Consider the following 11,163-nt stretch of genomic DNA (forward strand, 5'->3'; position numbering starts at 1 on the left):
ATTCCGCCTAATAGTAACTCTGCTCCAAATACGGATCGTAGATGTCAGTATCCCACTCTCTGTCATTAAAGTCATCGGCAAATTCTTCATCTGGATCTGGATCAAGAATGCTCTCGTTTCCGCGAGCGTCAATGCTGTCGCCTGATAAAAATTCGCAGTCAAAATCTGGTTCGTCGTTAGGTCTGTTATATAAGGAAGTTATATTGTGTGATAATTGTGATGGCTTCATATTGTATTTAGTTACTGGTTTATAATGATTTATTGTAATCCAAAAATAGATAGACCAAGAACGTTTTAAATTACAGAATTATGTGGGGTTTTTATATAATTTTAAATGATAAGCAATGAGCGGAAATATTTCTATTCCTGATTCTGAAGTTGTTATAAATTAAGTATTTCTACCTTTTTATAGAGTGCTATACCGCAAGCATTCAGCAAATTATTTATGATTGTACTAAAACTTTAGGGTTAAAAAATGGTTTCATTTTATAATTTGCAACATCATTGAACCCGTTTCTTTAGCCCAAAATGTTTTTGTAGGATAACTTTGGGTCAGATAGATTTAGCATAATCCTTAAAAGCCCATGCCATGAAAGCAGTTTTAGATTTTTTATCAAATCTGACTTTTAAAGCTTCTAGAAAAAGTGAATATCAAATAGGATTGATTCTATCTAATTAGACTAGAAACCCAAAGTAAAACAAATCATTTATTGTAAATTAAAATTAGAAATTATGAAAAAGTATCTTTTATTAACTGTTGTTTTTTCCTTTTCATTGACGCTGTCGGCGCAAAGTGCCCAGTCGTTTTTGCTTAATCTTTACGGAGGTTATACCTTTTCTGATAAAGTAGATTTTGATCGCTCATACGCACGAGTAGAAGATGGCTTTGAGTATGGTATAGGTTTGGAATATTTTATAATGGATAACGCTTCTGTAGAATTAAAATATAATAGGCTTGATACCAAAATGCCATTGTATACAAAGATTGCTTTAGATGGTGGAATTGCACCTGGAACTCAGGTAAACGCTGGAGATGATAAAGGGGCTATTAATTACATATTAGCCGATTATACATACTATTTCGGAGCCAGTTCTCAAAAGGCGCTTCCGTTTCTAGGTGCAGGTTTAGGAGTTGCAATTCTTGAATCGCCAAATAGTGGTAATGGGACTTATTTTGCATGGGAAGTTAAGGCTGGTGTAAAAGTAAAAACCAATTCGCCTCTTTCAATTAACCTTCATGCGTATCTGCAATCTATGTCTGCTGCTGTTGGATATGATTACTATTGGGACTACTATTGGGGACCAGTAGAAGTTGCTGATTATGCCTCAACCTTTCAATTTGGATTAGGAGCGGCGATTAGTTATGATTTTAGTAAGTGATAACAATACATAAAATATAAGAGCTAAGGTTATTTAATGAATTATCTTGGCTCTTTTTAATTTAGAATATATTACAATTAATAATTCTCTTTTTGAAGATCCTTAATTATTTCATGAACGCTACAGTATATAATATCCAAATGATCTGCAGTTTCGGCTGTGAATTTTTTGGCAATGGCTTCTCTTTCTACAGCTTTAAGATCCATACTTAGCCCTTCTAAAAGAAAGAGATGTAGCCAAAGCTGAAGCTGTTCTGCAGTTTGAAGCACGGCATTATAGTCACCGCGTTTTACAGCGTTTTGGAGTTCTTCGAGTTCTGAGGGCGCTTTTTCTATGAATTGAGAAGTAACCTCTTTTTTCCAGCCTGGTTTCTGGCGATCGGTTTGTTCTATTTGTGATAAATCAGCTTTTGGGCGGCGCATCGGACGGCGTTCTTTTCTAATAACCGTTTTAATAGCCTCCAAAAGTTCATACTGTTTAAAAGGTTTCGGCACATAACCATCCATTCCCGCATTAAAACAGCGATCTTGTTCACCAGCAAGAGAATGTGCTGTCATAGCGATGATCGGAATAGCATTGTTCATTTCTCTACGAATAAATTCTGTTGTCTGATAACCGTCGCGTACTGGCATCTGTAAATCCATTAGCACCAGATCATATTTTTTATTCGAAAGCATTTCAATACCTTGATCGCCATTTTCGGCAGTATCGATTTCAAATCCGAAACCTTCAATTACATTCTGAGCTAGTTTTTGATTCAGACGATTGTCCTCGCAGAGCAGAATACTAAGCTTTCCAAGATCGTTGACAGGTTTAATTTCTGCTTGTACGTTCTCGTTTAATGCTTTTTTGTAAGCAATAGTAAAAAAGAATTCCGATCCGCGTCCTTCTCGGCTTTTAACCTCGATTTCCGAATCGTGAAGTTCTGTAAGCTGTTTTACAATGCTGAGTCCAAGTCCTGTACCTCCAAATTTTCGGGTCGTACTTTCTTCAGCTTGTGTAAAACGTTCAAAAATAGTGTCTAAATATTCTTCGGGTATTCCAATGCCGGTGTCTTTTACAGAGAAGCGAATCAGGTAGTTATCAGCGGTTTCTCCCGTTTTTTTTACGGAAATGGTCACTTCACCTTCAGTTGTAAATTTCAATGCGTTTCCAGCTAAATTGACGAGTATCTGATTGAGCCTTCCTTGGTCACCAGCAATCATTACCGGCAGATCTGCATCTAAATACAGATTAAATTCGACCCCTTCGGTTACCTTTACTTTAAGTAAATCGTAGATATGTCTTAGGGCTTTCGGTAAATCAAATGGCTGTAATTCTAAAGTAAGACCTCCAGATTCAATTTTAGAAAGATCCAAAATGTCATTTACGATAAGCAACAGGTTTTCTCCAGCAGTTTGCACATCCTGCACAAAGCTGCGCTGTTCTTGATCCAGTCTAGTACCCGAAAGCAGTTCGGTAAAACCGATAACGGCATTTAACGGAGTACGGATTTCATGACTCATGTTGGCCAGAAAGTTTTCTTTGGCTGCAACTGCTTGCTCGGCTATTTTTTTCTGGCGTGCAAGCTCATTATTCTTCGTTCCGAGCTCCAAAGTGTTGATTACATGTCGAGCCACGATTTTAAGTGCATTTCGCTGGCTCTCATTTAGTTTTTTTGGCATGTGGTCTGCCGCGCACAAAACTCCTATATGGTAGCCGTCTGGAGTGGTAAGAGGTACTCCAGCATAGAAGCGTATTTTAAAGCCGCCTGTTACATTGGGGTCATCTTTGAAGCGTTCGCTTAGTAGCGTGTCAGGAATTTCTACCAGTTCTGAATCCATGATCGTATAACGGCAAAAAGTAATCTCTCGTGGGACTTCAGAAACGCCCAATCCAATTTCAGATTTGAACCATTGGCGACTCTCATCAATAAAAGAAATATAAGCAATAGGAACTCCGCAAATGTACGAGACAAGCGCTGTAGCATCGTCAAAGGCATTATCAGGAAGTGTGTCCAGAATGTTATAGCGCTTTAAGGCATCAAGACGCTCAGCTTCATTATGAGGAATTACTGGTAGTGGGGCAGTATTCATAATACAGAAAATTAATCATAAAGATAGAAATAGCTGACGATGAGTTCTTTATATTCTTATCTGATGCTGTTATATAATTTACAGCTTCTTACTAATTATGAATTTTAAAATACATTATAAGTTATCGAATGTAGTAAAGATGTATTTCATTCAAAAAAAATAGGAAAAGGATGAGCATTTTTATATATTTAATTAATAAAGCTGATTTAATGAAAAACAAAATTATAAATTTTAGCTTATTCCAAAAGCTGTTTTGTGACAGCCGTTACGGAGTCATTCTATTTGTTCTGATTTTATTTTCTTCTTGCGCAAAAGAGATTTATCAAAAAGCAGATTATACTTTTTACGATCAAAATTTTAAGCTTGACAATTCCACTTCGTTGAGAACAGATGGTGTTTATGTGTTGAAATCCATTTGGACAGATGAAGATGGCGGTAAGCTCAAACAGCCTGAAGATCATCGTTTCTATAAATTTTATCCGACTGGACAATGCAATCTGACATTGGATTCTTCCTTTAAAATAAAAACAGAAAAGGATTATACTGATGTAATAAGTAAGGATTTCGTTAAGCAGAAAAGAACACTTTTCCAAGCGTATTACAAGCTCAGTGGAGACAGAATTGTAATAGAGAGCAGAGTAGTTCAACGACGTCAGTTTGCCTATAAATATGGCTATGTTAAAAATGACAGTTTAATCATTGTTAAAGCAGGAACTCACGGCAAAGGAACTTTTGCTGACTCCAATTTCCCTTCCTATTATAAAGAATATTATGTATTTAAGCCATTGGCTCTGCAAAATGAAAAACAGCCGCAATGGTAGCAATTATAGCTATTTAAAGTTAACTCAATTGATTTAGATATGAAAATACGATTCAATTTAAACTCCATTCTCAAAAAAGTCAGTACTTTAATGCTACTGATTTTGTTTGCAAGTTGCTCACACCAAGAACCAGATTTTATTGTTAAAGGAGATTCCGCTTTACTTAAAGATGTCAAAGTGAATATCGAAATGATTAGAGACAAACAGACTAAAATAGCCACGGCTTTTTATAATGGAAGTTCTTATGCTGTTGATAATGATGATGTATTGCGTTATAAAATATATGTGTCGTATCAGGATAAATATTTCAATACCATTGAAATGGATAATCTGCATGACAAAATTAAAGGAAAACCATTAAATGAAATTACTGTTGTGAAGAAAGACAATAAAATTATGGTTTCTTATAAAGGAATAGAAGAGAGCAGTGGCAGTGAAAGCAAAGAACTTCTTGTGGATGAAGTTTTTTTTGCTTCTAATGATGTGCAAGAACAAAAACAGAAATTTATTGATTTTTATAAATAATGACCAAATCCAATTAGAAATTAAAACATGAAAAAAATATATTTTATCTGCTCTTTACTAGTAATTTTTATGGTGAGCTGTAAAGAAAAATCAAATGAAGAAACGAAAGAAACTGAGGCGAGAAATGAAAATGTTCCTGATACTTTAGCGCATTCGCAAAAAACTGAAGATTGTCCGAAAGAAGAATCTTTAGTCTGGCAGGGAGAAACCTTTGCATCTTATACTGAAGATACTATGAGAGGGAAAGGTGTAATTTCTTTTACAATGGATATTAACGACAGGCTAGATTTTTTTAATGAAGACGATAGCGCTTTTGGCGAAATTGTACTAAATGAAGATATGACTTTCTTTACGCTTAAAATGCCGGGAAAAGTGATAGCCAGAAAAGTTATTCCCAACTATGATTTTGCCGCTTTCGATTTTGACTGCGAAGATATAAATGCAGACCCCAATTATTTTATCATTTATATTAATAAAGAGAAAAGAAAAATAAAGAAAGACGTCATTAAATATAGCTTTTCGACTTGGGAAGATTATATTAAAAAACAGCACATCGGACTTAAAAGCTGTAACTTGATTGCAAACCCTAAAAGTAGCAGTCAGGTTTTTACAGTAGAGAAAATAAATGGAGACGAAATAGAGATCGTATCAAATAAAGACTGTTTGGGAGAAGATGCGCCATTTGAATCTCTTAAAGGAAAAGTAAAATGGAAAGTGGGAGACAGGTTACTGATAAATTTTGCGCTTTGCAATTAACCGCCTTCAAAAAATGATTTCTTCTTTTTGAAAATAGTTTTCTGTTTTTGATCATTCAAACAAAAATTTTCTAGTTTTTCATACTGGGAATTGTATAACATCTGCCTGAAATTTAATATTTTATCCTGCGTCTGCCTTTGTAACTTTAATATGAAATTTAATAATCATATAAAAAATAAGTTATGGCAGAAATTAAAATTGAGAAAAAGAAGCCAGTATGGCCTTGGATTATCGCGGTATTGCTAATTGCTGCGCTTGTATACTATGTCTTTTTAAGAGAAGACCATGCACAGGATCCGAACAGAACAGAGATCGAAAATACCACAGCAGTTGACAGTACAAGTAACTATTAAACTAGTATAGCAAACAAAATAATGTTTTGCAGTCAATGCTCAGGGAGAATATATAATTCATAAAAGAAGAAATTAACATGGAAAATAAAGACAGAAATTTATACAGACTGGACGAACTTTCAGATTATAAGATTGCCTCGAACTATCCAGATGTGAGAGGTTGGAAAATTGTAGACGCAGACAATCGAACTATAGGGACTATTGATAACCTGTGGGTGAATAAAGATATGCAGCGTGTCGTGTATCTTGATGTAAAGGCGGATAAATCGCTAATGGATGACAGCCGTAAAGAGGTGCATGAGACTATTGCTAATGATAACGGCAGGGAATTTATGTATCGTGACGGAGACAGTCATTTGATTATACCAATCGGATCTGTAAATATCAATAAGGATACAAAAATCGTGATGGCAAACGGCATTGGATACGACACTTTCAGAAGAACAGGACGTTATAATACACAGCAGCGTTTTGATCGTGATTACGAAAGAGCAGTACTAAGAAGCTACTATCCTAATGAAAATTATGATAATGACGATACTTTTTACAGTCGAAGAGAGTTTGATAACCGATAAATAAGGTTTAAAATTTTCAGAGTGTTATATTTAAAAAAATACTAGATGTTTGAAATGAAGCATCTGGTATTTTTTTATGTTTCTATAAAAGAGTAATCCGAAATTAGTTAAAACTTTTTATTTAGAAAAAGTAATGCTGTGCTGACGGCTATTCCAGCAAACAAAGTTATAGCAAGAGGAGATGTTTTATTTAAATTTGGATTTCCGTAAACGCGAAGCGGTTCTTGCGAGTTCTCCAGAACATTTCCGGGATTATTTTGTTTATTATGGTTCATTTTCATTTTTAGACGCAAAGCTGCAGATGCTGTATTCATAACTGTTTTAGGAAACATTTTATACGTTTTGGTAAGCGCCGCAGCTTTTAAGTCTGGAAAATGATCTTTTTTAGGATTTTTAGCCAGATTAACGATTGCGGCAGCCGTATCACGCGGATCAGAAGCTATGAAAGGAATTTGTATGTCGAAACCTGAATACTTTGCGGAATGCAGATTGCCAGTTGAATTCTGCAGTTGCGGATACAGATTGCTGATATGAATATTTTTATGATTTGATATTTCGCCCTGAAGGCATTCCATCATTCCTCTGATTCCATATTTCGTCGCTGAATATACTGCGCTGTAAGGTGCAGGCATAAATCCGCCGATCGATACATTATTAATCAGAATGCCTTCATTTTGTTTTTTGAAAATTTTGATTGCATTATAAGCACCGTGCATATATCCGAAAAGATTGGTTTTAATAACCTGCTGATGGATTTCCATCGGAATTTCTTCAAACTTTCCGCTGGCCATTACTCCGGCATTATTGACCCAAATATCAAATTTTCCATTTATAGTAAGGGCTTCTAAAGCTACTTTCTCAACATCTTCAGCATTTGACATATCTGCAGAAATGCTGATTGCTTTTATAGGATATCTTCGGCAGTTTTCCGTTGCAGCATCTAATCCTTTCTGACCTCGAGCCACGAGCACAACATTGCATCCTTCATTTGCAAAAGCTTCTGCAGTTGCAAGACCTACACCGCTGCTTGCTCCTGTGATTACAACAGTTTTTCCTTTAAGACCATTGTCCTTTGTTTGAAAGTCTTTCATAATTTTATTGTTTTAATATGCACTAAAGATTTAATTTAGAAAGCTATGGATTTAGCCGTATAGCTTTAGTTGCTTCAGATGCAATTTTTTCGTTAGTTCTCGATGAGACAGTTTTTGATTGGAATTTTTTATCACATGTCCTTGTGTTTGAAACGATGTTTTTATTATTCTGTGTAATCATGTTGTCTGTTTTTAATTATAAATAAGCAGAGAACTTAATTTTAGCCCACGGCTTTTATATTGTTTTTATAAATAGCTAATTTACAGCGGTAATAATGTTAGAATTTTACAGAAGCCAGTGTGAATCTTATTAAATTTTCATGCAGACCCCTATTAAATTTTTAACTATTTTAAAACTGTGTTAAAAGTCTAAGAGCATTGTAATATAAATCTGAACTTTACTATACTGTTTAATTTAAAAATGATGATATGGAAACGCAGATAATGGAATTAGAAAAAAAGTATTGGCAAGGAATGGAAAATAAAGAGTATGAAACAGTGAGAAACCTCACCAGTTTTCCTTGCATTGTAGCAGGAAAAAATGGCGTGCACAGCATTGATGAAGCCAATTTTAAAAAGATGTTTGAGTCGGGAGAAGGAGATAAAATAAAGGTTTTAAATTTCTCTGATTTCCATTCGCAGCAGCTGGATGAAAACAATGCAGTTACAGCGTACATAATAGAATTGGGAAAAGATGTTGGAGGAGAATCTTCGAAATGTGCCTGCACTTCGGTCTGGATTAAGAAAGAGAACAAATGGCACTGCGTACTCCATACAGAAACGGAACTGTCGAAATAATGAAAATCAAATTCTAAGATGAAGCCTGAGAAAACTATTTCTTAGGCTTTTTTATTGGAAATTACGATGTGATTGTAAGCCAGAAAAGAAGTCTAATTGTTAAAACTGGACCATTATGAAGAGTATATATCTTTATACCTTTACATTGTAAAATAGAACGAGATAATTGATTTTACAGAATGTTTATCATATCTAAATAATTATAGCGATGTCAAAATTTCATCTTAATATTCAGGATTTAGTTCAGGGAGAGTTCAAATTGCAGAAAGTTAATGTAGCATTTGTTTTTCAGGTCAATTGCCCTGGTTGTTTTATATACGGAATTCCCATAATGAATGAGATTAGCAGCTTGTTTGCAGATAAAGCTGGTTTTATTGGAGTTGCTACTGCTTTTGAAGATTTTGAGTTTAATAACGAAGAAAACTTAAAATTACTGTTAGCTGATGGTACGCTTGTAGGAGAAACAAAAAAGTATTACAATTCAAATTACGGTGTTTCTAATTATTCAGAGCCTTTAAATTTTCCAGTAACTTTTGATCGAATGAGCAAATCGGAAGATTTTTTCAATTCTCCATCTTATGATATGATGTGTAATTCGATTCCAGATTTTACCTCTTTTTCTGAAACAGAGCAGCAGATTTTAAAGCAAAAAATAAAAGCGCATTACGCTCAGATTCCTCTTATTGGTGAAACATTCACGATTAATCAGCTTAGAGGTACGCCATCATTTATTATTTTTGATGACAATTTTAATACTTTAGGACATTATTTCGGACATCAGAGTCAAGAGGTTTTAAAAGCTAAATTAGCAGAGTTGGTGAGAATGTCTAATAAAAAGTTATAAAAGTTTATTCCATTCTTGAATCAATAAACTCATTTAGGATACGCTGAACAGAAGCTTCCACATCTCCTGCAATAAGTTCAGAAGATTTCAAAAGATAATCATCGACGAAAGCAAAAGCGGCCTTTTCGGTTTCATTAAATCTTTCAGCACTATCTTGCGCTGCCGATAAATTATAGCGGAACTCCAAAAATGCTTTTAATTCCGACTCAAATTGTTCTATGGCTTCATTCATTGGAGTATAAATTTAAGTTGACAATTTCGTTACTTCAATTGTAATTTGTTATAGCGCAACAATTTAGTTTTAAAATATTCCTGTAGTGTTACAATTCTTTGGTCGGATCTTATAAAATTATATTGTAAGATTAAACGTGAATCATTACAAATGCAAAAAGCAGCTGATAGTTTTATCAGCTGCTTTTTGCATTTGTAAATTTTGCTGTTTTAAAATTTTATCTCGCACTAAGATTTAAAGATACCGTTGACATATTTCCTGATCCGTCATAGCGCTCTGCCCAAACTTCAATAAAATCGTTGGTTTTTAGCTGTACGGTTCCTACAACCGGAAGTGACAGAATTCCGGCAGTGGATAAGAAACCAGTAGAAGGTTTTCCGTAAACTTTAGTATCTGTAAGTACCACGCCATTTCTAGCAATGTACAGAATAACGGTAATGTCAGAATTTGTGACCTGAAAAGAAACAGAAGCTGACACCTGAAAATATCTGGTTTTATTTCCTTTATAAGTTATTCTATTATCGCCGTCCTTAGTAAAACGGAATAAATTATTAGAAGTTGTTGTACCGTTTAACTTAACTTTGGTTCCCGTGCTTGGAAGGGTAGTTGTGGTTCCTGCGCCCACCGCTGCAGCCAGATTAATGTCACCTGTAGCATCAGCATCACCTTCTCTTGGAATACCTGGAGCATCTACAGTCCACGCTGTACTGAAATTATATCCTGTGTATGTGGAAGCTGCAGGGTAACGGTTAATGTATCCTCCCACATTGGTGGTGGTGCCTGAGAAAACTGTACCGAGAAGCACTCCTGTTCCGACGGATAGTGTTGGGCTGCTCACGTCCATTGCGACATCTGCATTGTTCATAGAACTGAAACCACTATTTTTTTGTATTAATCCGAAAGAATTGATAAATGTTTCAAATGTACCGCTGTTGCTATTAGTCCACGCCTGATTATTGAGCAATAGACTTCCGATATTAGAATAGGTGATGCCGTTTGCATTACCTATAAACTGAATAATATTTCCAAAGTAAAGTCCAATTGCCGATATGCTTCCTACACTAGAGGTCATGCTGTCAATCACAACGTTCTGCACAAGAAATGATGATGCAGTTGCAGCCCCAGGACCAGTAATTGCAAAAGCTGTTGCTCCGCGTAGAGTTACATTTCTGATACTGCCTCCGGCGCCTTGGATAATAGTTCCTCCTGTATAGGATAAAATATCTTCATTAGCATCTAGACCAGCGATATAAGCATTATTTATATTAATTGGGCGTGCAAGAGTAATGGTTCCGTTGATTTCATACAAAGTGTTACTAGTAAGAAGGTAAGTGCTTCCTCCACCTGCCGCGAGTTCAGGAGCCAAATCGGTAGCAGATTTTACGAGTTTGTAGTTATTTCTTTTAAGAGCACTTTCGTTAGCCATTTTTATCCAAGTTGCTGTAAGTGTATTATAGAAATAAAAAGCTTTGTCTGTGGTGTCAAAGACTAGCAGACTTTCAGCAGGAGTTGTAATTGCCGTGCGTTGTGCTGTAGTCATTCGCGGTGCCAGCATTCCTTGTGTTGTTGAGGTGATATCCAGTATCGAAGTAGCATCTGGAGTAATAGTTCCGATTCCGATTTGCGCTTGTGATGCAGCTGATAGTAAGAAAAAAAACAGCAGGATAATGGTCTGGTAGGATAAAGTAGATCTTGTATACATATGCTTTATTT

The 11,163-nt window shown here is 35.3% G+C and carries 13 protein-coding genes; 8 read left to right on the forward strand and 5 right to left on the reverse strand.

Annotated features, from left to right (window positions below; all coding sequences use genetic code 11):
• Positions 1-7: 7 nt before the first annotated feature.
• Positions 8-229: a hypothetical protein gene (locus Q9Q97_RS09340; protein ID WP_306156326.1), complete on the reverse strand. Its 222-nt coding sequence runs from the start codon at positions 227-229 to the stop codon at positions 8-10.
• A gap of 503 nt (positions 230-732) precedes the next feature.
• On the opposite strand from Q9Q97_RS09340, the gene Q9Q97_RS09345 reads away from it, so the two are divergent.
• On the forward strand, positions 733-1,380 hold the full coding sequence (locus Q9Q97_RS09345) for an outer membrane beta-barrel protein (RefSeq protein WP_306156327.1): 648 nt from the start codon (positions 733-735) through the stop codon (positions 1,378-1,380).
• 77 nt (positions 1,381-1,457) lie between these two features.
• Here Q9Q97_RS09345 and Q9Q97_RS09350 read toward each other — a convergent pair whose 3' ends face one another.
• On the reverse strand, positions 1,458-3,455 hold the full coding sequence (locus Q9Q97_RS09350; RefSeq protein WP_306156328.1) for a GAF domain-containing hybrid sensor histidine kinase/response regulator: 1,998 nt from the start codon (positions 3,453-3,455) through the stop codon (positions 1,458-1,460).
• 209 nt (positions 3,456-3,664) lie between these two features.
• On the opposite strand from Q9Q97_RS09350, the gene Q9Q97_RS09355 reads away from it, so the two are divergent.
• From Q9Q97_RS09355 to Q9Q97_RS09375, 5 genes are all read left to right on the forward strand, one after another.
• Entirely contained in the window at positions 3,665-4,276 is a 612-nt protein-coding gene (locus Q9Q97_RS09355; RefSeq protein WP_306156329.1) for a hypothetical protein, read from the forward strand.
• A gap of 39 nt (positions 4,277-4,315) precedes the next feature.
• Positions 4,316-4,801, forward strand: coding sequence for a hypothetical protein (locus Q9Q97_RS09360; RefSeq protein ID WP_306156330.1), 486 nt, complete (start codon positions 4,316-4,318; stop codon positions 4,799-4,801).
• Between the two features lie 27 nt (positions 4,802-4,828).
• Positions 4,829-5,557: a hypothetical protein gene (locus tag Q9Q97_RS09365; protein WP_306156331.1), complete on the forward strand. Its 729-nt coding sequence runs from the start codon at positions 4,829-4,831 to the stop codon at positions 5,555-5,557.
• 182 nt (positions 5,558-5,739) lie between these two features.
• Positions 5,740-5,910: a hypothetical protein gene (locus Q9Q97_RS09370; protein WP_306156332.1), complete on the forward strand. Its 171-nt coding sequence runs from the start codon at positions 5,740-5,742 to the stop codon at positions 5,908-5,910.
• A gap of 77 nt (positions 5,911-5,987) precedes the next feature.
• The gene (locus tag Q9Q97_RS09375; RefSeq protein WP_306156333.1) at positions 5,988-6,485 is read left to right on the forward strand and encodes a PRC-barrel domain-containing protein; all 498 of its coding nucleotides are present in this window, start codon (positions 5,988-5,990) and stop codon (positions 6,483-6,485) included.
• 107 nt (positions 6,486-6,592) lie between these two features.
• Here the strand turns inward: Q9Q97_RS09375 and Q9Q97_RS09380 are convergent, their stop codons facing one another.
• Positions 6,593-7,576 (reverse strand): SDR family NAD(P)-dependent oxidoreductase, encoded by a 984-nt coding sequence (locus Q9Q97_RS09380; protein WP_306156334.1) that lies wholly within the window; start codon positions 7,574-7,576, stop codon positions 6,593-6,595.
• Positions 7,577-8,005: 429 nt separating this feature from the next.
• Here Q9Q97_RS09380 and Q9Q97_RS09385 point away from each other — a divergent pair, with 429 nt between their 5' ends.
• Positions 8,006-8,374 (forward strand): nuclear transport factor 2 family protein, encoded by a 369-nt coding sequence (locus Q9Q97_RS09385; protein ID WP_306156335.1) that lies wholly within the window; start codon positions 8,006-8,008, stop codon positions 8,372-8,374.
• Positions 8,375-8,582: 208 nt separating this feature from the next.
• Entirely contained in the window at positions 8,583-9,218 is a 636-nt protein-coding gene (locus tag Q9Q97_RS09390) for a hypothetical protein (RefSeq protein ID WP_306156336.1), read from the forward strand.
• A 4-nt stretch (positions 9,219-9,222) separates the two neighbouring features.
• Here Q9Q97_RS09390 and Q9Q97_RS09395 read toward each other — a convergent pair whose 3' ends face one another.
• Positions 9,223-9,450, reverse strand: a complete 228-nt coding sequence (locus Q9Q97_RS09395) for a hypothetical protein (protein WP_306156337.1) — start codon at positions 9,448-9,450, stop codon at positions 9,223-9,225.
• 217 nt (positions 9,451-9,667) lie between these two features.
• Positions 9,668-11,152, reverse strand: a complete 1,485-nt coding sequence (locus Q9Q97_RS09400) for a hypothetical protein (RefSeq protein WP_306156338.1) — start codon at positions 11,150-11,152, stop codon at positions 9,668-9,670.
• Positions 11,153-11,163: the final 11 nt, after the last annotated feature.

Source organism: Flavobacterium sp. DG2-3 (assembly GCF_030730925.1).
Lineage (GTDB): Bacteria > Bacteroidota > Bacteroidia > Flavobacteriales > Flavobacteriaceae > Flavobacterium.

What these genes read in the sequence shown, in the direction of transcription:
- Q9Q97_RS09340 (WP_306156326.1), bottom strand. Translation starts at nt 229, where the DNA reads ATGAAGCCATCACAATTATCACACAATATAACTTCCTTATATAACAGA.
- Q9Q97_RS09345 (WP_306156327.1), top strand. Translation starts at nt 733, where the DNA reads ATGAAAAAGTATCTTTTATTAACTGTTGTTTTTTCCTTTTCATTGACG.
- Q9Q97_RS09350 (WP_306156328.1), bottom strand. Translation starts at nt 3,455, where the DNA reads ATGAATACTGCCCCACTACCAGTAATTCCTCATAATGAAGCTGAGCGT.
- Q9Q97_RS09355 (WP_306156329.1), top strand. Translation starts at nt 3,665, where the DNA reads ATGAAAAACAAAATTATAAATTTTAGCTTATTCCAAAAGCTGTTTTGT.
- Q9Q97_RS09360 (WP_306156330.1), top strand. Translation starts at nt 4,316, where the DNA reads ATGAAAATACGATTCAATTTAAACTCCATTCTCAAAAAAGTCAGTACT.
- Q9Q97_RS09365 (WP_306156331.1), top strand. Translation starts at nt 4,829, where the DNA reads ATGAAAAAAATATATTTTATCTGCTCTTTACTAGTAATTTTTATGGTG.
- Q9Q97_RS09370 (WP_306156332.1), top strand. Translation starts at nt 5,740, where the DNA reads ATGGCAGAAATTAAAATTGAGAAAAAGAAGCCAGTATGGCCTTGGATT.
- Q9Q97_RS09375 (WP_306156333.1), top strand. Translation starts at nt 5,988, where the DNA reads ATGGAAAATAAAGACAGAAATTTATACAGACTGGACGAACTTTCAGAT.
- Q9Q97_RS09380 (WP_306156334.1), bottom strand. Translation starts at nt 7,576, where the DNA reads ATGAAAGACTTTCAAACAAAGGACAATGGTCTTAAAGGAAAAACTGTT.
- Q9Q97_RS09385 (WP_306156335.1), top strand. Translation starts at nt 8,006, where the DNA reads ATGGAAACGCAGATAATGGAATTAGAAAAAAAGTATTGGCAAGGAATG.
- Q9Q97_RS09390 (WP_306156336.1), top strand. Translation starts at nt 8,583, where the DNA reads ATGTCAAAATTTCATCTTAATATTCAGGATTTAGTTCAGGGAGAGTTC.
- Q9Q97_RS09395 (WP_306156337.1), bottom strand. Translation starts at nt 9,450, where the DNA reads ATGAATGAAGCCATAGAACAATTTGAGTCGGAATTAAAAGCATTTTTG.
- Q9Q97_RS09400 (WP_306156338.1), bottom strand. Translation starts at nt 11,152, where the DNA reads ATGTATACAAGATCTACTTTATCCTACCAGACCATTATCCTGCTGTTT.